General features: G+C 57.4%; 22 protein-coding genes and 2 pseudogenes. 13 read left to right on the top strand and 11 right to left on the bottom strand.

Features of this window, described 5'->3' with window-relative positions:
• The first annotated feature begins 39 nt into the window (after window positions 1-39).
• From ACA060_RS11010 to ACA060_RS10995, 4 genes are all read left to right on the top strand, one after another.
• The gene (locus ACA060_RS11010) at window positions 40-1,413 is read left to right on the top strand and encodes a glutamine synthetase family protein (protein ID WP_109629574.1); all 1,374 of its coding nucleotides are present in this window, start codon (window positions 40-42) and stop codon (window positions 1,411-1,413) included.
• Window positions 1,414-1,423: 10 nt separating this feature from the next.
• The gene (locus ACA060_RS11005) at window positions 1,424-2,815 is read left to right on the top strand and encodes an aldehyde dehydrogenase family protein (protein WP_497317172.1); all 1,392 of its coding nucleotides are present in this window, start codon (window positions 1,424-1,426) and stop codon (window positions 2,813-2,815) included.
• A gap of 3 nt (window positions 2,816-2,818) precedes the next feature.
• Window positions 2,819-3,979 (top strand): iron-containing alcohol dehydrogenase, encoded by a 1,161-nt coding sequence (locus tag ACA060_RS11000; protein ID WP_497317170.1) that lies wholly within the window; start codon window positions 2,819-2,821, stop codon window positions 3,977-3,979.
• Window positions 3,980-4,112: 133 nt separating this feature from the next.
• On the top strand, window positions 4,113-5,678 hold the full coding sequence (locus ACA060_RS10995; protein ID WP_497317168.1) for an amino acid permease: 1,566 nt from the start codon (window positions 4,113-4,115) through the stop codon (window positions 5,676-5,678).
• 176 nt (window positions 5,679-5,854) lie between these two features.
• Here the strand turns inward: ACA060_RS10995 and ACA060_RS10990 are convergent, their stop codons facing one another.
• Together ACA060_RS10990 and ACA060_RS10985 are read right to left on the bottom strand one after the other, a co-directional pair.
• Window positions 5,855-6,214 carry a DUF6124 family protein gene (locus ACA060_RS10990; RefSeq protein WP_497317166.1) on the bottom strand — a complete coding sequence of 120 codons (360 nt, stop codon included), beginning with the start codon at window positions 6,212-6,214 and terminating at the stop codon, window positions 5,855-5,857.
• Between the two features lie 548 nt (window positions 6,215-6,762).
• Window positions 6,763-8,193 carry an aldehyde dehydrogenase family protein gene (locus ACA060_RS10985; protein WP_497317164.1) on the bottom strand — a complete coding sequence of 477 codons (1,431 nt, stop codon included), beginning with the start codon at window positions 8,191-8,193 and terminating at the stop codon, window positions 6,763-6,765.
• A gap of 122 nt (window positions 8,194-8,315) precedes the next feature.
• On the opposite strand from ACA060_RS10985, the gene ACA060_RS10980 reads away from it, so the two are divergent.
• Together ACA060_RS10980 and ACA060_RS10975 are read left to right on the top strand one after the other, a co-directional pair.
• Window positions 8,316-9,218, top strand: a complete 903-nt coding sequence (locus tag ACA060_RS10980) for a LysR family transcriptional regulator (protein ID WP_497317162.1) — start codon at window positions 8,316-8,318, stop codon at window positions 9,216-9,218.
• A 46-nt stretch (window positions 9,219-9,264) separates the two neighbouring features.
• Window positions 9,265-9,609, top strand: coding sequence for a hypothetical protein (locus ACA060_RS10975; protein ID WP_497317160.1), 345 nt, complete (start codon window positions 9,265-9,267; stop codon window positions 9,607-9,609).
• 315 nt (window positions 9,610-9,924) lie between these two features.
• On the opposite strand, the gene ACA060_RS10970 is transcribed toward ACA060_RS10975, so the two are convergent.
• From ACA060_RS10970 to ACA060_RS10955, 4 genes and pseudogenes are all read right to left on the bottom strand, one after another.
• Complete coding sequence (locus ACA060_RS10970) at window positions 9,925-10,536, bottom strand: LysE family translocator (RefSeq protein WP_253436847.1); 612 nt, start codon at window positions 10,534-10,536, stop codon at window positions 9,925-9,927.
• A 191-nt stretch (window positions 10,537-10,727) separates the two neighbouring features.
• On the bottom strand, window positions 10,728-11,513 hold the full coding sequence (locus ACA060_RS10965) for an NUDIX hydrolase (protein ID WP_497317158.1): 786 nt from the start codon (window positions 11,511-11,513) through the stop codon (window positions 10,728-10,730).
• Between the two features lie 78 nt (window positions 11,514-11,591).
• Window positions 11,592-11,663: pseudogene (locus tag ACA060_RS10960) on the bottom strand (integrase); the annotation flags it as partial.
• Between the two features lie 266 nt (window positions 11,664-11,929).
• A pseudogene (locus tag ACA060_RS10955) lies at window positions 11,930-12,075 on the bottom strand (transposase); the annotation flags it as partial.
• 132 nt (window positions 12,076-12,207) lie between these two features.
• Here ACA060_RS10955 and yfcF point away from each other — a divergent pair.
• From yfcF to ACA060_RS10940, 3 genes are all read left to right on the top strand, one after another.
• Window positions 12,208-12,840: a glutathione transferase gene (gene yfcF / locus ACA060_RS10950; protein ID WP_109629543.1), complete on the top strand. Its 633-nt coding sequence runs from the start codon at window positions 12,208-12,210 to the stop codon at window positions 12,838-12,840.
• Window positions 12,841-13,284: 444 nt separating this feature from the next.
• Complete coding sequence (locus ACA060_RS10945) at window positions 13,285-13,677, top strand: VOC family protein (protein WP_497317156.1); 393 nt, start codon at window positions 13,285-13,287, stop codon at window positions 13,675-13,677.
• A 172-nt stretch (window positions 13,678-13,849) separates the two neighbouring features.
• The gene (locus tag ACA060_RS10940; protein WP_497317154.1) at window positions 13,850-14,314 is read left to right on the top strand and encodes an NUDIX hydrolase; all 465 of its coding nucleotides are present in this window, start codon (window positions 13,850-13,852) and stop codon (window positions 14,312-14,314) included.
• 317 nt (window positions 14,315-14,631) lie between these two features.
• On the opposite strand, the gene ACA060_RS10935 is transcribed toward ACA060_RS10940, so the two are convergent.
• The 3 genes from ACA060_RS10935 to ACA060_RS10925 form a co-directional block, all read right to left on the bottom strand.
• Window positions 14,632-15,462 carry a type 1 glutamine amidotransferase domain-containing protein gene (locus tag ACA060_RS10935; protein WP_109629539.1) on the bottom strand — a complete coding sequence of 277 codons (831 nt, stop codon included), beginning with the start codon at window positions 15,460-15,462 and terminating at the stop codon, window positions 14,632-14,634.
• Between the two features lie 277 nt (window positions 15,463-15,739).
• Complete coding sequence (locus tag ACA060_RS10930; protein ID WP_497318211.1) at window positions 15,740-16,489, bottom strand: creatininase family protein; 750 nt, start codon at window positions 16,487-16,489, stop codon at window positions 15,740-15,742.
• Between the two features lie 61 nt (window positions 16,490-16,550).
• Complete coding sequence (locus ACA060_RS10925) at window positions 16,551-17,864, bottom strand: MFS transporter (protein ID WP_497317152.1); 1,314 nt, start codon at window positions 17,862-17,864, stop codon at window positions 16,551-16,553.
• A 138-nt stretch (window positions 17,865-18,002) separates the two neighbouring features.
• Here ACA060_RS10925 and ACA060_RS10920 point away from each other — a divergent pair, with 138 nt between their 5' ends.
• On the top strand, window positions 18,003-18,935 hold the full coding sequence (locus ACA060_RS10920) for a LysR family transcriptional regulator (protein WP_109629534.1): 933 nt from the start codon (window positions 18,003-18,005) through the stop codon (window positions 18,933-18,935).
• Between the two features lie 133 nt (window positions 18,936-19,068).
• Here the strand turns inward: ACA060_RS10920 and ACA060_RS10915 are convergent, their stop codons facing one another.
• Window positions 19,069-19,803: a FadR/GntR family transcriptional regulator gene (locus ACA060_RS10915; RefSeq protein ID WP_497317150.1), complete on the bottom strand. Its 735-nt coding sequence runs from the start codon at window positions 19,801-19,803 to the stop codon at window positions 19,069-19,071.
• Window positions 19,804-20,065: 262 nt separating this feature from the next.
• On the opposite strand from ACA060_RS10915, the gene ACA060_RS10910 reads away from it, so the two are divergent.
• Both ACA060_RS10910 and ACA060_RS10905 read left to right on the top strand, forming a co-directional pair.
• On the top strand, window positions 20,066-21,172 hold the full coding sequence (locus ACA060_RS10910; protein WP_497317148.1) for a mandelate racemase/muconate lactonizing enzyme family protein: 1,107 nt from the start codon (window positions 20,066-20,068) through the stop codon (window positions 21,170-21,172).
• A gap of 62 nt (window positions 21,173-21,234) precedes the next feature.
• Window positions 21,235-22,218: an AEC family transporter gene (locus ACA060_RS10905; RefSeq protein ID WP_497317146.1), complete on the top strand. Its 984-nt coding sequence runs from the start codon at window positions 21,235-21,237 to the stop codon at window positions 22,216-22,218.
• A 248-nt stretch (window positions 22,219-22,466) separates the two neighbouring features.
• Here the strand turns inward: ACA060_RS10905 and ACA060_RS10900 are convergent, their stop codons facing one another.
• On the bottom strand, window positions 22,467-22,826 hold the full coding sequence (locus tag ACA060_RS10900) for a DUF6124 family protein (RefSeq protein ID WP_497317144.1): 360 nt from the start codon (window positions 22,824-22,826) through the stop codon (window positions 22,467-22,469).
• Window positions 22,827-23,545: 719 nt separating this feature from the next.
• Here ACA060_RS10900 and ACA060_RS10895 point away from each other — a divergent pair.
• Complete coding sequence (locus ACA060_RS10895; RefSeq protein WP_497317142.1) at window positions 23,546-24,394, top strand: exonuclease domain-containing protein; 849 nt, start codon at window positions 23,546-23,548, stop codon at window positions 24,392-24,394.
• Window positions 24,395-24,528: the final 134 nt, after the last annotated feature.

The following is a 24,528-nucleotide window of genomic DNA, read 5'->3' as shown; positions in this document are numbered from 1 at the left end:
ATTTCAGACAGGCCCAACCATTTCACGCAGGACTACGTGATGACCGAGCCCCTCCTCAGTTTTGATCAACTCAAGCGTGCTGCCGCCTCCGGCGAAATTGATACTGTTCTTGTTTGCATGGTCGACATGCAAGGCCGACTGGTCGGCAAGCGATTCCAGGTCGAGTTTTTCATCGACAGCGGCCATGAAGAAACCCACTGCTGCAACTACCTGCTGGCCGACGACATCGACATGGAACCCGTGCCGGGTTACGCCGCTGCCAGTTGGAGCAAAGGCTACGGCGACTTTGTCCTCAAGCCTGACATGTCGACGTTGCGGCGAGTGCCCTGGCTCGAATGCACGGCGCTGGTGTTGTGCGACGTGCTCGATCACCACCATCGGCGCGACCTGCCGCACAGTCCGCGGGCGATCCTGAAAAAGCAGATCGAGCGACTGCGCGAACGCGGCTACACCGGCATGTTCGCCTCGGAACTTGAGTTCTATCTGTTCGACGAAAGCTACGAGGCTATCCACAAACGCAATTACCTCAAGCCGAAGACTGCCGGCCACTACATCGAGGATTACAACATCCTCCAGACCACTCGCGAGGAGCCGGTGCTGCGGGCGATTCGCAAGCATCTGCAGGCGTCCGGCATTCCCGTGGAAAACTCCAAGGGTGAATGGGGCCCGGGCCAGGAAGAGATCAACATTCGTTACGCCGATGCGCTGACCATGGCCGACCACCACGTCATCATCAAGCACGCCTGCAAAGAGATCGCGCAGCTGCAAGGCAAGGCGATCACGTTCATGGCCAAGTGGCGGTATGATGCCGCCGGTTCCAGCAGCCATATCCACAATTCGCTGTGGGACAAGAACGGCAAAAAACCGCTGTTCTTCGACGCCAAGGCTGAGTTCGGCATGTCGAAACTGATGCGCGCCTGGGTGGCCGGGCAGCTGAAGTATGCCAACGACATCACCTGCTTTCTCGCGCCCTATATCAATTCCTACAAGCGTTTCCAGGCCGGCACCTTTGCGCCGACCCGGGCGGTCTGGAGTCGCGATAATCGCACCGCAGGCTTTCGTCTGTGTGCGGAAAGCAGCAAATCCATCCGCATCGAATGCCGCATCGGCGGCGCCGACCTCAACCCATATCTGGCCTTCGCCGCATTGATTGCCGCGGGCCTGGCGGGTATCGACGAGAAGCTCAACCTCACGCCGCCCTTCGAAGGCGATGCCTACGTTGACGAACATCTGCCTGAGGTGTCGAAGACGTTGCGCGAAGCCTGCGCCGCGCTCCAGAGCTCGACGATGTTGCGCGAAGCGTTCGGTGATGAAGTGATCGACCACTACGTGCACACCGCCGAATGGGAGCAGAAAGAGTACGACCGGCGTATCACCGACTGGGAATTGCAGCGCGGTTTCGAGCGCTATTGAGACCGACATCATGACTGCAACGATTCAACTCATCTCACCGGTCGATGGCCGGGTCTATGTCGAACGTCGCTGTGCCGATGAGACTCAACTCGAACAGGCACTGACGGCAGCCGCAACGGCCCAGGCTTTATGGAGACGCCGGCCACTGAGCGAGCGCGCCGCATTTTGCAGCGCTGCGGTGGACGCGATGCTGGCCATGAAAGACGAAATCGTCCCGGAGCTGGCCTGGCAGATGGGCCGCCCGGTGCGCTTTGGCGCGGGCGAACTGCGCGGCTTCGAAGAGCGCGCCCGGCATATGATCGCCATTGCGCCTGAAGCGTTGGCAGCGGTTGAACCCACGCCTGTCGCCGGTTTTCGACGGCATACCAAACGTGAGCCGCTCGGCACGGTGCTGGTCATCGCGCCATGGAATTACCCCTATCTGACGGCAGTGAATACGATCATTCCGGCGTTGATGGCCGGCAACAGCGTCATCCTCAAACACGCTTCGCAAACGCTGCTGGTGGGTGAACGGTTCGGCGAAGCATTTCGCCGTGCCAATCTGCCCGAAGGTCTGTTCCAGAACCTGCTGCTCGATCATCGCCAGACTGGCGAGATCATCGCCTCCGGCCGCGTGCAGCAGGTGAACTTCACCGGTTCGGTCGACGCCGGCAAAGCCATGGAAACCGCCGCAACGGGCCGCTTCCTCGGCCTGGGCCTGGAACTTGGCGGCAAAGACCCGGCCTACGTTCGCGCAGACGCCAACCTTGAACATGCGGTGGAAAACCTGGTGGACGGCAGCTTCTTCAACTCCGGGCAAAGTTGCTGTGCCGTGGAGCGCATCTATGTCGATGAAAAAATCTACTTGGCCTTTGTCGAGCGCTTCGTCGTGCTGACGAATCAATACGTGCTGGGCAATCCACTGGATGAAGCCACCACGCTCGGCCCACTGGTGAACCCGGGCGCGGCTGAATTCGTGCGCGACCAGATCGCCGACGCGTTGGCAAAAGGCGCCAAGGCACTGATCGATCCGAAGGCCTTTCCCTTCGACGCACCGGGCAGCGCCTACCTCGCGCCGCAGGTGCTGATCGACGTCACTCATCAAATGTCGGTGATGCGCGAAGAAAGCTTTGGCCCGGTGGTCGGCATCATGCCGGTGGCCAGTGATGACGAAGCCATCGCCTTGATGAACGACAGCGAGTTCGGGCTCAGCGCTTCCCTCTGGACCCAGGACCTCGCCGCCGCCGAACACCTGGGCAACGAGATCGACACCGGTACCGTGTTCATGAACCGTTGCGATTACCTCGACCCGGCCCTGGCCTGGACCGGCGTCAAGAACAGCGGCCGCGGAGTGACCCTGTCGCGCCTGGGTTACGAGCATCTGACCCGAGCGAAATCCTTCCATTTGCGCCATGAGATCTGAGCCATGAGCCTGACCGGGAACTGGAACTACCCCACGAGCATCCGCTTCGGCGTCGGCCGCATCGCCGAGCTGGCCGAAGTCTGTCGCAGCCAGGGTATCCAGCGACCGTTACTGGTCACCGACAGCGGCCTGGCGCGCGCCCCGATCACCACGGCGGCGCTGGACGCCTTGCGTGATGCCGGCCTCGGTGTCGCGCTGTTTTGCGACCTCAAGCCCAATCCCGTCGAAGCCAACCTCGCGGGCGGGCTCGATGCCTGGCGCGCCGGCAAACACGATGGCGTGGTCGCCTTCGGCGGCGGCAGCGGCCTGGACATGGGCAAGCTCATCGCCTTCATGAGCGGCCAGACCCGGCCGGTCTGGGATTTCGAAGACATCGGCGACTACTGGACTCGCGCCGACGAAAGCCAAATCGCCCCGGTTATCGCAGTGCCGACCACCGCAGGCACCGGTTCGGAAGTCGGTCGCGCGGCGGTGATCATCGACGAGCGCACCCACACCAAACGCATCATCTTCCACCCGAAAATGATGCCGCGCGTGGTCATCAGCGACCCGGCCCTGACCGTCGGCATGCCGGCAAAAGTCACCGCCGGCACGGGCATGGACGCCTTGGCGCATTGCCTGGAAGCCTACTGCGCTCCCGGCTTTCACCCTTTAGCCGACGGCATCGCAGTGGAAGGCATGCGCCTGGTGGCCAGCGCCCTGGTGCGGGCCGTCCACACACCGTCCGACCTGGATGCACGTGCGCAAATGCTCGCCGCCGCCGCGATGGGCGCCACGGCATTCCAGAAAGGCCTGGGCGGCATGCACGCCCTCTCGCATCCGGTCGGCGCGCTGTACGACACCCATCACGGCATGACCAACGCCACCTTCATGCCCTACGTCTTGCAATTCAATCGCCCGGCCATCGAAGAGCGCATCACACGCCTGGCGGCTTATCTGCGCCTGCCCTCGCCCGGGTTCGACAGCTTTCTGGCCTTCATCCTCAAACTACGCAAAGACATCGGCGTGCCGCACACGCTGGTTGAATTGGGCGTGGATGATCGGCAAGCAGACTTGATCGCGGACATGGCCATTGTCGATCCCTCTGCCGGCGGCAATCCATTGCCATTGACCCGGGAAGGCGCGGCAAACATTTTCGCGGCGGCTTATCACGGCCGTATTTAGAGCAGTTGTCTGTCCAGACATAAGGCATGGACAGTGTGTAGCGGTTGGAAAAGGAGCAGTACGACAAGGGGTTGAAAGCCAGCCCATCCGGGACCCGGATGGATGCGTATCAAAACCTGAAGGGGCACACAACATGAATCCAGCAAGTCAGCCCGGCACAAGCGCGCCGCAAGACGATGACGTCAAGGTGTTGCACAGCATGGGCTACGCCCAGCAGCTCTCGCGACGCATGGGCGTTTTCTCCAACTTTGCCATTTCCTTTTCGATCATCTGCATCCTCTCGGGTGGCATCAACTCACTTGCCCAGGGCACCTCGGGTGCAGGCGGCGCGGCCATCGGCATCGGCTGGCCAATCGGCTGCCTGATCTCCGGGGTTTTCGCCATGGCCATGGCGCAGATCTCCTCCGCCTACCCCACCGCTGGCGGCCTCTATCACTGGGGCTCGATTCTCGGTAACCGCTTCACCGGCTGGCTGACGGCCTGGTTCAACCTGTTGGGGCTGGTCACCGTGCTCGGCGCGATCAACGTCGGTACTTATTACTTCTTTTTCGGCGCCTTCGGACCGGCAATAGGCATGGAAGACACCACCACGACACGGGTGATTTTCCTGGCGATCCTCACGGGCCTGCAAGCCTTGTGTAACCACTTGGGTATCGGCCTGACCGCGAAACTCACCGACTTCTCGGGCTATCTGATCTTCGCCACGGCACTGGCGCTGACCATCGTCTGCCTGATCTCGGCGCCCAGCTATGAGTTCGCCCGGTTGTGGACCTTCAGCAACTACTCCGGCGAAGCGGGCGGCAGCGTCTGGCCGCAGGTCTCGAACGGCTGGGTTTTCATGCTTGGCCTGCTCTTGCCGATCTACACCATCACCGGTTACGACGCCTCCGCGCACACCTCGGAAGAGACCCGCAACGCCGCCATGTCGGTGCCCCGCGGCATGGTTATGTCGGTGGTCTGGTCGTTGCTGTTCGGCTGGGTCATGCTCAGCTCCTTTGTGCTGATGCTGCCGAGCATGGACGAGGCCGCGAAGCATGGCTGGACCGTGTTCTTCTGGGCAATGGACACGCAAGTGAACCCGACGGTAAAAACGGCGCTGTACGTGGCCATTTTCATCTCGCAATTCCTCTGCGGACTGGCGACCGTGACCTCGGTGTCACGGATGATCTTCGCCTTCTCCCGCGACGGCGGCCTGCCCTTCTCCAGAGCACTGGCCTCGGTCTCGCCGACCCTGCGCAGCCCGGTGGCGGCGATCTGGACCGGCGCCACCCTCGCAGTGCTGTTCGTCTGGGGCTCGTCGGTGATCTCGGTCGGCGAAACGCCGGTCTATACCATCGTGGTCTCCTGCACGGTGATCTTCCTGTTCTTCTCCTTCATCATCCCTATCGTGCTGGGCCTGTTCACCTACGGGACGTCGAAGTGGCCCACCATGGGACCGTGGAACATGGGGCGCTTCTGGTTCACCGTGTTTGCCCTGCTCTCAATCCTGTCGATGGTGATCATCTTCATCATCGGCATCCAGCCACCGAACGATTGGGCGCTGTACATCACCATCGGCTTTCTGGTGCTGACGGCCATCGTCTGGTTCGGCTTCGAAGCCCGCCGCTTCCAGGGGCCGCCGGTGGGCGACGTGATCATCAGACGCCAGGCTGAAATCGCTGCGGCGGAAGAGGCGTTGAATAAACGCGCTGGCGGCTGATACCACCACCCTAAAAAACGGGACGCCAAGCGTCCCGTTTTTACAAACACAAATAGAACAAACAACAAGCAACCTGTGGCGAGGGAGCTTGCTCCCGTTGGCCTGCGCAGCAGGCCCATCTTTTGGGGCCGCTTCGCTGCCCAGCGGGAGCAAGCTCCCTCGCCACAGAACAGCGGTTACACGGATGGCTCAACCTTATCCAACACACGGTTCGCCGTAATCTCCGCCACCATGATGCTGTTCGAAATGCCCAACAAGGCATAACGCGACTCCCCCTCCAAATGATCCACCAACTGATGGACCATCACATCCACCGACGCCAGCGTCTCGACCAAAAAAACCGCCAGGGTTTCGGCCGTGGCTTCTGGGTCTATGGAAAACAGCTTGCTGGATGTACGCGGGGTGGCTTTGATGTCGGCGCTTGATGGGAAGTGGAAATCGAGGGCGCGTTCGGCGGCGTCGTTGAGTTTTTTTGAATCGGGTTCGTATGGGGAAACTGGATCGGTGTCGGGTGGGTTGGGTGTGATTTTGAACATACCTTAGGTTCCTAATGGTGTGCCAACCTCTTGCTGCTAAACGAGAGGGAGGCAGCTGCACGCAGGTTAGCAGACCGGGAAACCTAAGAAGCCGGCGCGCCCAAGGGCGCCCTGCGCACAGCCACCATCAAAATGCAGGTGCAAAACCTGACTGATAGAAGCGTCGTGCGTCTTAGGTTATCCACGGGCTGCTAAACCCGATCACTGATGAGCAGTGACACGGATCAAGTTACCGAGCGGCCTAAAAGCGCACAAGCCGGCGGATTCTGGTGCAGTCGTAGGCAACGGCGCAAGGTTTTGTAGCTTTCAGGACGTAACCTTGAGGGTGTTTAAACATACTCCCTCAAGGGTTGTTGAATAAGCTAATGCGTACTTCCTACAGACGGCGAAAGCTTCGAAAAAAATTCAGAAAGCCAATGTCGTGATTACGAGGGTAAGCATCGCATATGTGTCAGCAACGTGGCCTCTTGGATCAGCCTGCTATCGGCCAAAAGTGGACGCTAACTGCCATTCCCCATCCAGTGTTCCCAGACAGGAACCAGACCCAGTCATTTCAACGGGTCATACCTGATCAACGTCTTCGGCTCCAAATACGCGCTCATCCCCCACCTGCCCATTTCGCGCCCAAGGCCTGAATGCTTGAATCCACCGAAGGGGGCACGCGGTTCGTGGGCCAGGGTGTTGATGAGCACGCGTCCGGAATCGATCTTACGGGCGACGTTCATACAACGTTTGGCGCTTTTCCCCAGCACCAGGGCGCTCAGACCGTAGTCCGTATCGTTGGCAATGCTGATCGCATCGGCATCATCCTCGTAGGGGATGATCGTCAACACGGGCCCGAAGATTTCCTCACGCGCGATGCGCATCCGGTTGTGGGCATCAGTGAAGATCGTGGGCTTCACGAACCATCCGGCATGCAAGCCTTCCGGTCGACCTTCGCCACCCGCCAGCAACCTCGCGCCTTCTTCCTGGCCGGTACGGATGTAGCGCTGCACCCGTTCCCATTGTTTCTGGCTCACCATCGGACCGATGTCGGTGTCGACGTTTCGTGGATCGCCCGATTGAATCTGTGAGACACCCTCCTTCGCAATCCGCTCGAACTCTGCCAACCGGCTGCGCGGCACGAGGATACGAGTGCCGGCGATGCAAGCCTGGCCGCTGTTGAGAAATCCGGCTTGCAGCACCAGCGGCATGACTGCCTGGAAATCCGCATCGTCAAGCACCACGGTGGGCGACTTGCCGCCGAGTTCGAGCGTCACGCGCTTCATGGTGTCGGCACCGGTTCTTACCAGATGCTGACCGACAGCGGACGAGCCCGTGAACGAGATTTTGGCAACGTCGGGATGACGGGCGATTTCCTCACCTACTACATCGCCTCGTCCGTTGACGATATTGAATACACCCGGTGGCAGACCGGCCTCGTGCAACGCTCTGACCACGACCTGCGTCTGTAACGCGCTCATCTCGCTTGGCTTGATGACGGCAGTGCAGCCTGCTGCCAGCGCGGTGGCCAGCTTGTTGCAGATGAAGCCCGCATTGCTGTTCCAGGGTGTGATCAGACCGGCAACGCCCACGGGCGTGAGAATGACCCTGGCCATGCCGACCTGCTCCTCGAAATCGAACGCCTGCAGGGCACCGATTGCTTGCGCGATCACGTCGGCCGGATAAGTCGCCATCGAGCGCCCGCGAGCCGCAGGCGCACCGTATTCCGTGAGGATGGCTTCCAGCAGCTCTTCCTCCTTTGCCGCCACGGCCTGGTGCATGCGTTGCAATGCCGAAATTCGTTCTTCCCTGCTTGTACGAGCCCACGCCGGGAACGCAGCCTTGGCTGCTGCGATGGCACGCTGAGCGTCCAGTGCATCGCCCAATCGAACCTGACCAATGACTTTCTCGGTGCTCGGGTTATGAAGGTCGAACCATTCCTGACCGTGTGGAATGACGAACTCGCCGTTGATGTAGATATGTTCAATGCGTTGCATGGCGACTCCTCGCTCAAAATGACTCGCCTGAATCGAGCCTCTGTGATGAAGTCTAAGAAGGGTTCATTATTCCGATAAGCCATCCTTTGGCTTATGAAGCATCCTTATATTCAGGACAATCCATGCACAGAACAGGAATGACCGAGCTGGAAGTGGTTCTGGCCGTTGCGCGCCGCAGCAGTTTTCGCGGCGCAGCACAGGAGTTGGGCATGTCCACTACCGCCGTGAGCAGCGCGGTGGCCAGCCTGGAAGCACGCCTGAAAGTGCGCCTGTTCAATCGCTCCACGCGCAGCGTGGCCCTCACCGACATCGGGCAACGCTATGTGGCACGCATCGCACCTGCGTTGGCGCAGATCAAAAGTGCCGGCGAAGAAGCCAGCGTCGGCCCCGATGAACCCAGCGGTACATTGCGCATCAATGCACCGCATGGCGCGGCCTACCTGCTGTTGGATCCGCTATTGAAGCAGTACGCTCAGCGCTATCCCGAAGTGCGCATCGACATCGTCAGCGAATCAAGCATGGTCGATATTATCGCCGGTGGCTTCGACGCTGGGATTCGCCTGGCAGAGTCTGTGCCGCAAGACATGATTGCCGTGGCACTGTCAGGTGACATCCGGATGCTCGTGGTAGCAACGCCCGAGTACCTCGAACGCCACGGCGTGCCCGAGCATCCGCGAGATCTACTCACCCACCGGAGCATCGGCATGCGCATGGCCCATGGTGGCCTCTACCAGTGGGAATTGGAGCGCGATGGCCAGAAGGTGCAGATGGATCTGCCGGTGCGCTTCGCCTCCAACGAAGTGCTGGCCATCAAACAGGCCGTGGTGTTGGGCCTTGGCATTGGTTTCATTTCCGAGTGGTTCATCCAAGAAGAACTGGCAAGCGGCGCCCTGTTGCCGGTGTTGATGCCGTGGTGTCCGTCGTTTGGCGGGTTGAGGCTCTACTACTCGGGCCATCGCTTCGTGCCGGCGCGATTGCGCGCACTGATTGAACTGGCGCAGGAGTTGCGGCCCACGGTGGTTTGATCATGTTTCGCCCACTTTTTATCGTCCAAACTGTCCTGGAATACCCATGGAAACCCGCCACCTGCATCGCTTGCTCCAGGGAACAGCGGAGTGTAATTCCGCTGTCGAGTCTCTCGTCCTCATACTTGAGGCCGCTGTTGAACTGGTGTCGATTCCGGGAAATGATTTCTGCTGGTCGTATTGGGCTGATGAGTTCAAGGCGAAAGCTGAACTACAAGCCCTGATCCACTCATTAAAAACCGGTACCTTGCCTGAGCGGTTGAACGTCGCCGTGTTGTTTGCGCCCACCGGACCGTTGCAGGAACTGGGCATGAGTAGTGGATGGGCTGAGACTTATTTGAAGGTCGCCGGCAAATTTGATGAGGTTGAAAGGTTGCTGTGGGGAAGATGAGATTGATTGGCCCTGTGATAGACAAAAAGGGAGGCAGTACACCGTTGCGGCGTTCATTCGACCCGGTTTGATGGTTGTCATGCACAGGGCGCTTTCGAGCCTGCCGGTCTACTCGCGTACGGGTCTACAAACCAGTGCAAGCTGCCCCCCTTCGGCCAAAAACCACCCATCAGAAAGGACCGCTTTCGGCCAACAGCAGACGTCCACCCAAGCATGCGACCAGGAGATCAGATCATTGAAGGCAGAGGGGGGCTATTCGGTCAACTGCAAAGCGAAAAGGCTTTGCAGGCTTGCAAAGCCTTACTGCAGAGAAGATCAGCGCGAAACGGCCATCCAGCCCGCACAACCGGTCATTACGCCGGCTGACGCTCTGTTCAGACGCTTCATTGCCTTCGGTGACTGGATGGTGCGCTTGATTCGCGATGCGGTAACCAGGTAAACCAGTTGGATGGTGAGATCGATCCCGATGCCGAGCGCGGTAATAAAGACGACTTCTGGCCAGGTCAGCGCCGTCAGATCAAATGCATGAGGCAGCACCGCGCCGAAAAATACAACGGCCTTTGGATTACTCAGAGTCAGCACAGCGCCTGCAAGAAGGCCTCGGCTAGCTGAGCGCTTCGGAGGTTCTTGAAGTTGTTCGGTGTTCTTCGACCATAAGTTCCATGCGATGAACAGGATAAAGGCAACACCGAGCCATTTCACCGCGATGAACACAGGCTCGAACTGCAGTGCCAGCGCCGCGAGACCGAGGGTGGCGACCACCAGCCAGACAGCATTACCCAGCACCATGCCGCCGATGAAAGGGATCGTAGACCTTGCGCCACGCGACACCACTTGACCTAGAAGGGCTCCCTGAGCGGGGCCGGGGATTGCTGCTGCAATCGCGAAGGGCACGACAAAAAACCAGATCGAAGAAGTAGCGCTCACGTGCGAAGCCTCCATGTTGCCTTGGTTTGCAAAGCGGCATATTCGCATTGGGTGAGCAGGTAAAACAATACGGGAAACCTTTATCAGCAGCGTGGGTGAACGGCTCGTTTGTTCAATCTGATCGGCCCAAGTGACCGTCCACTAAGGGTCGTTTTCTGCCGTCGCGAGAGGCAGAAAACGACCCAAAGCGGTCATATTTGATATGAGCACTCTGAGAAGGGCTTAAGATGGGCCACGACCGCAGGCACGGCCATAAAAATTTCATGTTTGCGGTGCGGTCCGTTATTCCCTGAAACGTCCGTTGCCATCAGCCCTGAGCTGAAAGCAACACGGCTAATCATCTCGCGATTCGAGAGGCTGTTGGTGGGGTCCGAAATGTACGCGTTCAGCGAAATCCATTTTGCGTCCTCGATCTCATCAACGTCCAAGATGTTAATAGCATGCGTCAAGGCTCTCATCTGGCAGATGAAATGGAGGTTGGATTTGCCAAACTGATAGGGGTGTTTGGACGTAAAACCGACAATTGACTCAAATTTTGCATCGATTCCTGTTTCTTCCAGCACTTCTCGCTGGATTGAATCTTGAATTCGTTCCGTTGCTTCGACGTGACCGCCGGGCAGCTTGAATCCTTTGCTACCCCGTTCTTTCACGACCAAGATTTCGTTTGTGTCGCTCAGAACGATTGCACCTGCACCAATGGTATGTGTTGGCACAAACGGTACGAAGGTTGGATATTCCGGTTGTCGAACCAAAGTCAGCTCATTTCGCAGGCAGCTATGGAACGTAAAGCCTGCATTGATGAAAAGAGGAATGCTTGCTGCGGACGCGATCGGGACTGAGATCCAGGCAAGCGATTTTCGCTGCCGAATCAAATAGGTGATTAATTCTTCGAGATCAATGATCAGATTATTAATGTCTGCCGGCAGTGAAGTCGGATCGATCACGACTCCATTATATCGATCTAGCTCAAATCTCATCAGCGTCTCCCTTCGCCTTTTATTTCCAAGAGCGATTCTAGATCATCGACGTGTCTGGCGGGCTCAACCTACACAAATCTTTTGCCGCAATGGGGCTTTCTGCCCGACAATCTTTCCCTTGTTCCAAGGCTGATGGCTGTATGTAGCAATAGTGTTCGTGGCTTGTCCTCCACGCTCAGGGAGGACAAGGGTGGATCAGTCACAATGAGTGGTGGTCGCTATTCGACCCAGAGCAACCCTTGGCGATGGGCAGCAATCGGCCAAGGCTGTGTGAAATCTCGCTGGATGAATTAAACGCTAGAACTTGCGCAGCTCACCTGAGGGGTGGGAAAAAGAAGTACCCGATTGGTCCACGCAGACCATTCAGACCGGTATGTGGATGCGTGGACCGACTCAGGGGGCTCTGGTCCCCGTGGGTTGCGCTCGGCCTCCCGTTCAAGCTGGCGGCTGGACTGAATCCGATTGAGATAGCCGTGAGATAGATCTTCAGCACGACCGCTGAATGATAAGCCGGGCGACCTGTCGTGGCGGGGTCAACACCCTCAAAACCGAGCGCGCCCAATCTGAAGGAAGCCAGACGAGGGCGGGCGGCAAACAAGGTATTCCGGTCAGGAATACGCCCATGAAAATCATGAATTTTATTTATCGCTGTGGATCTCGTAGCGTGCCTCCTTCTGCATAAGGAGATGACCCTGTGAACAATTCCCGCCTGCGCTTGTACGTTGACTCTCAATTTTCCAGCCCCTATGCCATGTCGGCTTTCGTGGTACTCCGCGAAAAGGGCATCGAATTTGAAATGATCCCGCTAGACCTCGACGCATCCGAAAACCAGTCAGAGGACTATGCCAGCCTCTCGCAGACCCAGCGGGTACCCACACTTGTGCACGGCGACTTCGCCTTATCTGAATCGTCGGCGATCACTGAGTACCTAGAAGACGTTTTCCCCCAGGCGCCGGTTTACCCACAAGACCTGATGCAGCATGCAAAGGCACGACAAGTCCAGGCATGGGTGCGAAGTGACCTGCTGCCCATTCGGCAGGAACGATCCACATTGGTTGTGTTTTATGGACTCAAATCAAACCCCTTGTCGCCAGCTGCCGAGTCGGCAGCGCGCAAGCTGTTCGGTGCCGCACAAACGCTACTGGCCGACAGCCCCGAGTACCTGTTCGGCCAATGGTCGATCGCCGATGTGGATCTGGCCTTGATGCTCAACCGGCTGATATTCAATGGTGACTCCGTACCACCCGCGCTGGTGGAGTACGCGCAGCGCCAATGGCAACGACCAACCGTACAGGAGTGGGTCAAATTGCAACGTCCTCCGATGTAGTCGGCACACGTATCATTTTATGGAGAGCGGCTTATTTTTAGAGAGAGGGTTTCGGGCTCGTTTCAGAAACTAGGCCTGGGACCCATTCTCGATGGCCGGATGTAACGCAAGCAGCTTCGGGAATAGGTACAGGGTACCAATCGAAAAACGCTTTCGATCAGCGGCGGCGATTGTAATCGGAGTGGACATCGCGTTTCTGAGCAAACTCCAAGTTCGCCGACTGACCGAACGCTGGCAGATTTTACGTAAAGGCGAGGACTTCAAAATGCTGCTTGTGCTTTCACACAGCCTGGGTTGATAGCAGCCCTTCACAACAGGCAGCAATCGGCCCAGTTTGTGTAAAAACAGCTTCCAGGTCGACGGAGTATGTTTCAGGCTAGGAGTTGAAAACAGCCTGAAAATTCTTGGTATGGTGCGAGAAGGCTTCCTCTTTTTAGGACAAAAATGATTTCACATGTATTCATCGGAGTGAATGACTTCAATAGAGCACTTGTGTTTTATCAAGGGGTCATGCAGATACTCGGACTTGATCTCAAGTTCACAGACCTTGAACGCCCATGGGCTGGCTGGAAACACCCCGACACTGCACGCCCTCTTTTCGTGGTGGGCAAACCGTTCGACGGCGAATCTGCGACGCTAGGAAATGGGCAAATGATTGCTCTGCTAGCACCTAATCGACAGATCGTACACAACGCCCATGCTTTGGCGTTGGTATTGGATGGAACATGCGAAGGCACTCCGGGCCTGCGACCCGAATACCACCCGAATTTTTATGGGGCGTACTTTCGAGACCCTGAAGGAAACAAGCTTTGCGTCTGTTGTCACGATCCAGAATAGATCAAGTGTAGGATATATTTTTGGCTGAAATCGTGAACAAAACATTGTCGAGAACCCTTCTATGATTTCTGAGGATTTCATCGCAAGGATTGCCCATGAAGCGCTTTATTCAAGCTGAACATCGAGGCTAAGGTCGCAAGATGTGTGCTTCGTTGTCGATAAGGAAATCGCCATGTCACCGAACAAGGCTTGCCCCGTCATCCTCTCCAGCATTCCTGGTGCACACATCCTTCTGTTCCGCCATCCAATAGCAGGCGTACAACTGGTCAAAGGGACAATCGAGAAAGGTGAAACTCCAGCTGAGACCGCTCTGCGCGAATTAAGCGAAGAATCAGGCATAGCCGCCTCGGTTGTCAGCAATATGGGCTGCTGGGACGCCGGGCATCTCGACCAGATATGGTCATTCCAGCTGTGTTTCACGCGGGCATCCTTGCCGGAGCAATGGACTCATCACACGCTCGATGACCATGGCCATACCTTCAGCTTTTTTTGGGCTCCGCTCGATAATTTGCCGTATGCCGACTGTCATCCGGTCTTCCGCCGAGCATTAAGCGTCCTAACTGCCAGGCTGACAGCGCGAGGTTTTGTATTGGCTCATGATCAAAGCAGAAACACATCATCCGAAGCTCCGACTTGATGTTCTCAGGCGTCTTTCGAGCGGCCGGTTATGGTCGATTTCTGTCTGTCACCAGCCTCACCGGGTCGATTCCGGTCGCTTACGACTTTGGTATCTGGTTAGTCAGGTGCAATGCAAATAATTGGTCAGGTCGAACGCATATAAGTAGGCAGGTGAGATGCGACTTGGCAGATTATCGATCACATCTTGACTTCGGCTCGGACCAATCCGGTACTGGGTACGAGGCCCAATACCACGGGATAGACGGTGGTGCTGGAGCCAAAGCAGATCGACCCCCAGCACCTACGGCCCGGATTGCCCGGGACGGCCGCCCAGAATTACTTCAGTTTCGCCAGCATGGCTACGGCGACTGCCTTGGCCGACTGTGGGTTCTGGCCGGAAATGACTTCTCGGTCTTCGATCACGTTCTCGCTCCATGGCTTGGCTTCGGAGAAGTTAGCACCGGCTGCCGTCAGGCCATCCTGCGGGAACAGTTTCATATGGCCGCCGCCGAGGAAACCTTTGGCCTGCTCCTCTTCCGCGTCGGTAAAGGCGGTGACTTTGTAGCCCTTGTAAATCCAATTGGCTGGCGCTGCCGGCTGTTTGCCCGATTCCAGCGCGGAGACAAAACCATGCGCGTCCGGGATCGCCGACAACATGGCTATGGTGCCATGGCAGGTGAAGCCGGTGACCTTGCCTTTTTCATGGAAGTTGGTCAGCAGTTGGCCCAGTTGCTTGTCCTTCAGCAGATCCTGCATCGGGATATGGCCGCCAGGCACGAATACGGCATCGAACTTGTCGTAGCCGATTTTCTGAACCTGCGCGAAGCTGATTGCCGGTGAGCCGCTCTTCGAGGTCAGCTTCAGCGTGTCCAGCAGCGCGAGACTTTCCTGACGGGCCTTTTCATCGCCGCCCCAGAAGCTCACATCATTGGATTTCTGGTCCGCGGTTGGCGCCTTGCCGCTAGGGGTGGCAAATACGACGGTTTGACCCGCCTCGATGAAGGTCTGCACCGGTTGCATTAATTCGTTCAGGAAGAAGCCTGTTTGCATGACCTTGCCGTCTTTCAGGTCCAGTTGAGCCTGATCCGACAGTACAACCAATACCGTGCCGGCATTGGCATAGTTAGCGGCAGCGGTTAACAGGGCGGCAATAATGGTTTTTTTCACGCGATTCTCCAGTAGCAATGGTTTGATGGCGCCATCTTATTACTAGAGAAGACAGCGATAGAGCCCCTGAATTGAATTTCACTTATTACACTGAGTAATTAATAGTTGGGACTTGCTGTCGCTGAAGTGCTTGGCCTGCCGCTGGAATTTTCTCGGTGCAAACTCCGGGGCATGGATAACCCTCCGTATCAACGATCATAGGGATTTCCTCAAACAGGACGTGCCAACGCCCGGAAATACCGGGCGTTGGCCAATTGAAAAGACTTGATGCGATTGTTCAGCCAGGCATTGATTCGCGGCTGAAACCGTCCAACTCCCGCACCAGGCTCTGTGCTGCCAGCATGACCAGGTCACGACCTTTTTCTGGCGTCGCCAGCGCCGGGTCCGAGCCCATGCGGCCATCAGGATGGCGTGCGCGGAAGTCCATCGCTTCGCGGATCGGGCCCCAGGGGGCGATCTGCGGCGAGTATTCAGCCGATTTGATCGAATCCGGGTAGGCCCATTGTGTGACCGCAATCTCGGACGGCGTGGCGTGAACGCCGTGCCCCGTAGGGAACTGCTCGCGCGCAAGCTCCCCTACCCCCTCAAGGTCCCACCAATTGCACAACTTCAGCGCGAACCCTGCTGGGCGTCGAGCGAAGCTGGCTTCGGCGTAGAGCTCAGAGAACGCCGCCTCAATCGATGCAACGTTGCCACCGTGGCCATTGAGGAAGAGGATTTTTTCAAACCCGTGAGCGGCCAGCGAGCGCACCCAATCGCCAATCGCCGCAATGAAGGTCGACGGACGCAGCGAGATGGTTCCAGGGAACCCAAGATGGTGCTGGGCCATGCCGATATTGAAGGTCGGCGCAATCAGGATGTCTGCGTTTTTTTGCGCCTCACCGGCAATGATTTCCGGGCACATCCAGTCGGTCCCCAGAAGACCGGTAGGACCGTGTTGTTCGTTCGAACCGATCGGGATCACGATGGTGCGGCTGCGTTGAAGAAATTGGCCGATCTCGGCCCAGGTCGACAGGTGTAAAAGCATTTGAGTTCTCTCTTTAAAGGGTTCCTTGCGGAACATGACATAGAACGCGGGTGGTGAAAGATCAACCCGCACTGTATTCAGGCACCGCGCCGTCACGCGTTTTCGGCTTGGTCGACAAGATCACCAATGCTGCGCACAGAAATACGCAACCCACGATAACGATGCCAAGATTCGCGCTGCCGGTTGCGGTTTTTGCCCAGCCGATTATGGCCGGCCCCCAGAAGCCGCCGGAAAGACCGATGGTATTGATCAAGGCAATACCGCCTGCCGCCGCCTCGCCCTTGATGTGTTCGGAGGGCATCGCCCACAACACGGTGTAGGCCATGAACATCATGGCGGTTGCCAGGGTCAGCAGTGCCAGCGCGGCCATCAGGTTGCCGTCGGCAAAGGGGTACAGAAGCAGCAGGATCGCGCCGATCCCCGCAGGCACTGCGCAGTGATAGCGCCTTTCACCGACACGGTCTGATCGGCGCCCTATCCAGTACATGCCGCAAGCGGCGGCGACATAGGGAATCGCGGCGTACCAGCCCAGTTGCATGGTGTCGTTGACGCCCTGGGCCTTGAGGATTGCCGGCAGCCAGAAACTCATGGCGTAGATCGAGAAGATGATGCAGAAATAGGCGCTGGCGAGAATGTAGATTTTCGGGTCGCGCAACACCGCACGGAACGAATGGACGCGACCGGTCGATTCACCCAGCTCACTGGCCAGCAAGCCCTTCTCTTCATGGCTCAGCCAGCGCGCCTCAGCGGGTCGATTGGAAAGGATGAAATAAGTCAGCACACCGAGGAAAACGCACGGCAAGCCTTCAATCAAAAACATCCACTGCCAGCCGGCCAGACCGCCAACGCCTTCGAACGTGGTGATCAACCACGCAGACAGGGGGCCACCCACAATGCCGCCAATGGGGCCAGCGATAAACACGATCGCAATGGCCCGCGCCATACGCTTGGGACCGTACCAGCAGGACAGGTAATAAATCATGCCCGGTGCAAAACCGGCTTCGAACACACCCAGCAAAAAGCGCATGGCGTAAAACATCGGCACGTTGCGCACGAACAACATGCAGGCCGAGGTGATGCCCCAACACACCAGAATACGGCTGAAGGTTTTCCGTGCGCCGACCTTCGGCAGCAGCAGGTTGCTCGGCAACTCGAACAACACATACCCCAGAAAGAAAATACCGGCGCCCGCGCCATAGGCCGCATCGGAAAGCCCAAGGTCATTCTGCATCTGCAGTTTGGCGAAGCCGACGTTGATCCGGTCCAGATACGCAAATACGTAACAGATGAACAGCAGCGGCAGCAGCCGCCAGTTGAGTTTGCGGTAAAGGGCTGAAAGGGCATCACTTCGTGCCTGCGCCTGAAGAATTGACATGCGAATCTCCCGTTATTCTTGTTGGTCCGCGTTCGTGCCAAAGAATGTTGCACCGGCACCTCAGGACCAGCAAGAGCAACTAAGTTCGTGTAGTGTTGCTTTATAGGCAACGCTACATCTCTGGAGAGAGTTCCCGACATGCGCGAAATCAATCAACAACGGCTTCGGTATTTTCATGAGGTGCTGACTCACGGATCGATTCGTGGCGCGGCCGACAACATCAATACGTCGCCCTCAGTGATCACGCGCCAGATCAAGCTGCTGGAAGAGGAAATCGGCGCAAAACTGTTCGAGCGCCAGGCACGGGGCGTTCAGCCCACCGAGGCTGCGGCGCACCTGCTGGAGTTCTGGCGCGGCTATCGATCGCACCAAGAGAAACTCGAAGATCAGTTGCAAGCGATCAAGGGCCTGCAGCAAGGCCATGTGCGCGTCGTCATCAGCGAGGGCTATGTCGATGCGTTGGTCGACAACGTGCTCGCGCCGTTCTGCAAGCAGTACCCCAAACTTGATGTGCGGCTGGACATCCTGCCCGTCGACGATGTCCTCAACGAAGTCGCCGAAAACCGTGCGCACATCGGCCTTGCGTACAATCCGCCGCCGCATCCGCACATCGACTACCGCGCGACGTTTTCGCAACCAGTGATGCTGTTGGTTCGCCCGGATCATCCGCTGGCATCGCGGGGCGCGGCGGCAACCGTCGAGGATATCCTCGCCTGCCAACTGGTCCTGACGCCCACGACGTTCGGTATCGGTCATGCGATCAAGATGCTCGAGTATGCCGAGAAAATCGAGATCCGCCCGGTACTCGTCAGCAACTCCCTCGCGGCGCTCAAGCGCATGGTGGAGGACGGCGGTTTTGCTTCGTTGCTCGGTGAATTCGCGGCCTATCGGGAAATCGCTAATGGCAGCCTGGCGGCGGTGCCGATCGACCATCCGTTGTTTCTTGGGGTTGAAGCAAAACTGTTGGTGAAGTCCGGCCGACCGTTGGCCGCCCCTGCTCAAGAGCTGCTGAACTGGATGTTGCAACGCTTGCCGATGTTTGCGTCTGGTACAGGAGTGCCGAGTGCCTGACCAGAGACAAGTCATCCCTATTCCCTCGCCTTCTCTCCTGATGGAACAGACGTGTTCAAGATGCTCGGAAGGCCAAAGGAACAACCTGACCAGGTTGTAGAACAACGAAACAAGATCCGCTCGGCACAAACCATCAGAAAAATGTGATCTCGTAGCCGAATCGCGAGGCTGCGTTGACGATATGTTCCCCCATGATCTGGCGTGCCGCCGTCGCATTTCGATCGATAAAAGCCTGCACGAGTTCTTCATGCTCCCCGCGCGCGGCGTGAGGAATGTTGCTGAACACCGGGCCTCGCCGCGCGAAGTTCATGGTGATCAGTGCGCGCATTGGCTCGAGTACTGTGCGAATCATCGTCTCGAGATAATCGTTGCCCGACGCCGCCGCAACGGCCCTGTGAAAATCGAGGTCGGCGTTGACGGTTTCCAGGGTCGGTTCGCCTTCGTATTGCATGCGCAGGACCGCGGCCTGAATGACTTTCAGCTTGGCCGGGGTCATGTGCGACGCGGTGAGCGCGGCGGCCTGACTTTCCAGGACGGCCCGCACTTCAAACATGTTTCGGATGGTGTTGTCACCGTCCAGCATCGGCGCACTCGCCTGCCGTGCCAAAGGCTCTGACGCTTGGGAGGTGGCGGAGACGAACACACCTACGCCCTGGCGAGACTGAATCAGCCCCTGCGCCCGCAGCGTGGCGATGCCCTCGCGCACCACGTTGCGGCTGACGCCGAAGTTCTGCGAGAGAAACTGTTCAGTGGGCAAACGGTCTCCCGGCCGCAGCCGCCCGGAAGTAATCTCGTCGCTCAGCGAGCGGGCGATGTGCTCGGCCAGATGAGGTCGGCGGGTTACGGGTTGCACATTCATTTCACTCATTCTTTTTTCTCCCCTCACTTGTCTTCTTAATCTACATCAGAAGACTTGTCCCTGACAGTTGAAACTGAAATTCGCTGAACGCACAAAACACATTATTCAAATAAAACAATCACTTATATAAAGAGCAGTTCAAAATCTGCCAAAATGACGCAGTTGTTCTGTTGAAGGACAACAGGATGTGATGTACGTTGCCCTCAACCTGGCACGGACGAATAAAAAAAATCGCCGTGCCAGCCTCGCAACCCGCTTGAGGCGCAATCCTATGAAAATTGCCAGCATTGAAACCATTCCGCTTCGTATTCCATTCACCACGGGTGGCCCGTCGGCCGGCGGGGTCTGGGGGCCGAAAGACCTGCAAATGGTCGACTCTCTCGTGGTCAAAATCACCACCGACGACGGTATCGTTGGCTGGGGCGAAACCTTCGGCTTCACCGCGATCCCTGCGGTAAAAGTGGTGATCGACACCATCCTTGCGCCTGAACTGATTGGCAGCGATGTCACTCGACGGGAGAAGTTACAAGGCGATCTGCAGAGGAAGTTTCATGTTTTCGGTCGCAGCGGCGCGTTCATCTATGGCCTCTCGGCGATTGACATCGCGCTGTGGGATATCGCGGGCAAAGCCGCCGAAAAACCGATCTACCAGTTGCTGGGCGGCAGTGAGGCCACGTCTCTTGCGGCGTATGCAAGCCTGATCCGGTATGCCGATCCCGAACTCATCCGCGTCAATGTGCAGCGCGCAGTCAACAGCGGTTTCCGTCACCTCAAGCTGCACGAAGTGGATATCGACGTCATCCGCGCTGCGTGCGAAGCCGCCGGTCCCGGCGTGGAAATCACCCTCGACGTCAACGCTCCGTGGACGGTGCGCGAAGCGCTGGACATGACCGAAAAACTTCGCCCGTTGAACCTGCGCTGGATCGAAGAACCGGTGTGGCCACCGGAAGACTACTCGGGGCTGGCAAGGGTGCGCGCGCACGGCGGCATCCCGGTTGCGGCTGGCGAGAATGCCTCGACGCTCATGGACTTCCAGCACCTGCTTGAGGCCGGCGCGGTGGATTTCGTGCAGCCGAGTCCCGCCAAAATGGGCGGCATCACCGAACTGCAAAAAGTCTATGCACTGGCCAACGCCCATGGCGTCACCGTGATGGTCCACGCCTTTTATGACGGCCCCGGCCTGCTGGCGGCGGTGCATGGAAGTGCGGCCCTGGGCGGCGCCAAGTCACTGGTCGAATGGCGTTACTTCGATCTCGAAGCGCAACTCTATGGCGACGCCATCATTCCGCGTGACGGACGCATCGACGTACCTCAAGGGCCGGGGCTCGGCATCGAGCCGGACCAGGACGTCATCCGGGACTACCGCTTCAAACCTTGACCCCAAAAGCCGCTGGTTCACTGCAGCGTTGATCGACGCCGACGTGTCGGCCTCGATCAGCCATGACGACATTCTTGATAAAAATAAATACGAGGATTGATGACATGTTAGACAGGATCGTAGGACCCATCTTGCCCGTCGCCTTTGTGATCGCGCTGGGCTACATCGCCGGCAAGCGCGGACGGCTGACCCATTCGGACAGCCTGCTGATCAGCCGGCTGGTGCTGGGCTGGATATTCCCGGCGTTGCTTTTTGTCGGGATGGCGAGCACGCCCCGTGAACAGCTCTTCGACTTCAAGTTCATCGTGGCGACGTTCATCGGCATCATGGGCATGTACACGATAGCGCTGGCAATCGGCTGGTTCAGCACTCGCGATCTCAAGGTGGCAACGCTCAAGGGCTTCGTGAACGGTTATCCCGACGCCGCCTTCATGGGCATCCCGATCCTGGGTGCAATGTACGGCGCGGGCAGCATCTACTCGGTGCTGGTGCTGAACCTGGTCGCAAGCCTGGTGATGATCCCGCTGACGACCATGTTGCTCACCATCGCTGATGGAAAGGCCAGTGGCGGCCAGGCGTTTTTGTCGAGCCTTTCAGGGGCGGTACGTCGTCCTCTGATGTGGGCGCCGGCCTTGGGGATTCTGCTTTCCGTGCTGCAGGTCGAGTTGCCTGCGCTTGCGGCGGAGTCTTTCACCCTTCTCGGCAAGGCCACGCCTGGTGTATCCCTGCTGTGCCTGGGACTGATCATGTCGTCGGAGAAACTGAAAATGTCCGGTGAAGTCTGGGGCAACCTTGGGCTCAAGCTGCTCATTCACCCGGTGTTAATGTTCGGCGCCACGGTACTGCTCGGCACTCATGGCCTGTACGCACAACAGATGATCCTGCTTTGCGCCCTTCCATCGGCGACGATCCCGGCGATGTTTGCGAACCAGACCGGCGCCTATCAAAGCGAAGCAGCGACCTCCATTCTGGTCAGCACCGTGCTGTCGATCGTGACGTTCTCCTTTGCGATCTACCTGATTGATGGAGGGCTTGCCGCTGCTTGACTGCGGGCTCGCGCAGGCCAGGCTGAAATCGCTGCGGCGGCAGAGGCGTTGAATAAACGCGCCGGAGGCTGATACCACCACCCTAAAAAACGGGACGCCAAGCGTCCCGTTTTTACGAACACAAACAGAACAAACAACAAGCAACCTGTGGCGAGGGAGCTTGCTCCCGCTGGCCTGCGCAGCAGGCCCATCTGTTGAACCCGCGTCGCCGCTCAGTGGAAGCAATCCCCCTCCCCGCAGGTCAGCAACTACTTAGACGGCTCAACCCTATCCAACACCCGGTTCGCCGCAACCTCCGCCACCATGATGCTGTTTGAAATGCCCAACAAGGCATAACGCGACTCCCCCTCCAAATGATCCACCAACTGATGAACCATCACATCCACCGACGCCAGCGTCTCGACCAAAAAAACCGCCAGGGTTTCGGCCGTGGCTTCTGGGTCTACGGAAAACAGCCTACTGGAGGTACGCGGGGCGGCTTTGATATCGGCGTTTGATGGGAAGTGGAAGTCGAGGGCGCGTTCGGCGGCTTCGTTGAGTTTTTTTGAATCGGGTTCGTAGGGGGAAACTGGATCGGTGTCGGGTGGATTCGGTGTGGCCTTAAACATATTTCTGTCTCCAACATATGGAGCCATCACCGAACGCTGCTAAACGTAAGGTGGCAGCTGTGTGCAGGTTAGCAGACCGGCAGAGACGAACTCCGGCGCGCCCGAGGGCGCCCTGCGCACAGCTACCATAAAGTGCAGGCATGAAATGACCTGACTGTCTGGATGCAGATGCGCTTCGTCACGACGGGCTGCTAAACCCGATCACTGAAGGGCAGTGACACGAATCAAGTTACCGAGCGTCCCAAAAGCGCACAAGCCGGCGGATTCTGGTGCAGCCGTAGGCAACGGCGCAAGGTTTTGTAGCTTTCAGGACGTAACCTTGAGGGCGTTTAAACACGAACCTTCAATAGTTGTTTAATGAGCTGGCGCGCGCTTCCTGCACGAGGTGACAACCGGGGAAACATTTAGGATGTCTCTGGCGGTTTTATAAGCGTAACCGTCGTAAGAATGGTGCAACGTGGTCTCTTGAATAAGACAGCTATCAGCCAAAAGTGGACGGTGGACACGGTGATGGCAAATGGGTAGGGTCACTGACACTGCTTTCGATTCCAGAAGGTAGCAGGGCTTGCCGTCATCCATGTCGCGTTTCTCCCTGAGCAATGTCGCGTATGCCGCGACCACCTCTAAGCTAGACAAGGACTTACAGGACGACAAGGAACGTTATACGACACGCCATCGCGACAAGAAACGCAACATGGCATGTCGCCTAAGGAGGCATCATGGATTTTGTAGTCATTGACGTTGAAACCGCCAATCCAGACCTTGCAAGCATCTGCCAAGTTGGCATCGCCGTTTTCTCAAACGGACAATTCTCAGAGTCATGGAGTTCGCTCGTTAATCCAAATGACTACTTTGATTCTCACAACGTTTCAGTTCACGGCATAAATGAGGAAATGGTTGCATCGGCACCGCATTGGATAGAAGTACATGATCGCCTGAGAGCCAAATACTCTAATCAAATATTGGCTAGCCATACGCCATTCGACAGAACTGCAATTCGTAGAGCCTGTGAGAAATCTTCAACAACCTCACTTGATTGCCAGTGGCTTGATACGGCGCGAGTTGTTAGGCGCACTTGGCCTATTTTTTCGCAGTCTGGTTATGGGCTTGCAAATGTTGCCGCTCACTTCGGCATAAGCTTCAAGCATCACGAAGCAGAAGAGGATGCGCGTGCTGCGGGAGAAATATTACTTAGAGCAATTCAGGAAACTGGTTCAAGTGCTGCCGATTGGTGCTCTTTAGCATTACGACCAACTGCGTCATTATCATCCACCGAGGTTCGCACGGCCAATCCAGACGGCCCACTATTCGGTAATGTGGTTGTGTTCACCGGAGCACTTTCAATACCTCGCCAAGAAGCTGCCAATGTTGCATCGTTAGCAGGCTGCGATGTCGCAACTGGCGTCACGAAACAAACCACTTTGCTTGTCGTCGGCGACCAAGACATTCGCATGCTGGCTGGCGCAGAAAAGAGCACTAAGCATAGGAAAGCCGAAGAACTTATGGCCAAAGGTCAGAAAATTCGCATACTCGGGGAAAGCGACTTTGGCCGCCTCATTGGTGTGTAGTCATTGTGAACCATATGGCGCACAACAAGTCATTCAAGGATCGACGTTTTGGAATGCGCCAATCCGTGCATTTAATTCCAAGATAGGCTTTAAAGTATTCCCTCGAAAAGGGGACTGAAAAGGGGACGCCCATT

The sequence above is a fragment of the Pseudomonas sp. LBUM1671 genome (assembly GCF_059695685.1).
Note: the sequence above shows the minus strand (reverse complement) of the source record. Positions and strands in the feature narration are given on the sequence as shown.

Excerpts from the sequence above, each read along its gene's own strand:
- ACA060_RS11010 (WP_109629574.1), top strand. The coding sequence starts at position 40 with ATGACCGAGCCCCTCCTCAGTTTTGATCAACTCAAGCGTGCTGCCGCC.
- ACA060_RS11005 (WP_497317172.1), top strand. The coding sequence starts at position 1,424 with ATGACTGCAACGATTCAACTCATCTCACCGGTCGATGGCCGGGTCTAT.
- ACA060_RS11000 (WP_497317170.1), top strand. The coding sequence starts at position 2,819 with ATGAGCCTGACCGGGAACTGGAACTACCCCACGAGCATCCGCTTCGGC.
- ACA060_RS10995 (WP_497317168.1), top strand. The coding sequence starts at position 4,113 with ATGAATCCAGCAAGTCAGCCCGGCACAAGCGCGCCGCAAGACGATGAC.
- ACA060_RS10990 (WP_497317166.1), bottom strand. The coding sequence starts at position 6,214 with ATGTTCAAAATCACACCCAACCCACCCGACACCGATCCAGTTTCCCCA.
- ACA060_RS10985 (WP_497317164.1), bottom strand. The coding sequence starts at position 8,193 with ATGCAACGCATTGAACATATCTACATCAACGGCGAGTTCGTCATTCCA.
- ACA060_RS10980 (WP_497317162.1), top strand. The coding sequence starts at position 8,316 with ATGCACAGAACAGGAATGACCGAGCTGGAAGTGGTTCTGGCCGTTGCG.
- ACA060_RS10975 (WP_497317160.1), top strand. The coding sequence starts at position 9,265 with ATGGAAACCCGCCACCTGCATCGCTTGCTCCAGGGAACAGCGGAGTGT.
- ACA060_RS10965 (WP_497317158.1), bottom strand. The coding sequence starts at position 11,513 with ATGAGATTTGAGCTAGATCGATATAATGGAGTCGTGATCGATCCGACT.
- ACA060_RS10945 (WP_497317156.1), top strand. The coding sequence starts at position 13,285 with ATGATTTCACATGTATTCATCGGAGTGAATGACTTCAATAGAGCACTT.
- ACA060_RS10940 (WP_497317154.1), top strand. The coding sequence starts at position 13,850 with ATGTCACCGAACAAGGCTTGCCCCGTCATCCTCTCCAGCATTCCTGGT.
- ACA060_RS10930 (WP_497318211.1), bottom strand. The coding sequence starts at position 16,489 with ATGCTTTTACACCTGTCGACCTGGGCCGAGATCGGCCAATTTCTTCAA.
- ACA060_RS10925 (WP_497317152.1), bottom strand. The coding sequence starts at position 17,864 with ATGTCAATTCTTCAGGCGCAGGCACGAAGTGATGCCCTTTCAGCCCTT.
- ACA060_RS10920 (WP_109629534.1), top strand. The coding sequence starts at position 18,003 with ATGCGCGAAATCAATCAACAACGGCTTCGGTATTTTCATGAGGTGCTG.
- ACA060_RS10915 (WP_497317150.1), bottom strand. The coding sequence starts at position 19,803 with ATGAGTGAAATGAATGTGCAACCCGTAACCCGCCGACCTCATCTGGCC.
- ACA060_RS10910 (WP_497317148.1), top strand. The coding sequence starts at position 20,066 with ATGAAAATTGCCAGCATTGAAACCATTCCGCTTCGTATTCCATTCACC.
- ACA060_RS10905 (WP_497317146.1), top strand. The coding sequence starts at position 21,235 with ATGACGACATTCTTGATAAAAATAAATACGAGGATTGATGACATGTTA.
- ACA060_RS10900 (WP_497317144.1), bottom strand. The coding sequence starts at position 22,826 with ATGTTTAAGGCCACACCGAATCCACCCGACACCGATCCAGTTTCCCCC.
- ACA060_RS10895 (WP_497317142.1), top strand. The coding sequence starts at position 23,546 with ATGGATTTTGTAGTCATTGACGTTGAAACCGCCAATCCAGACCTTGCA.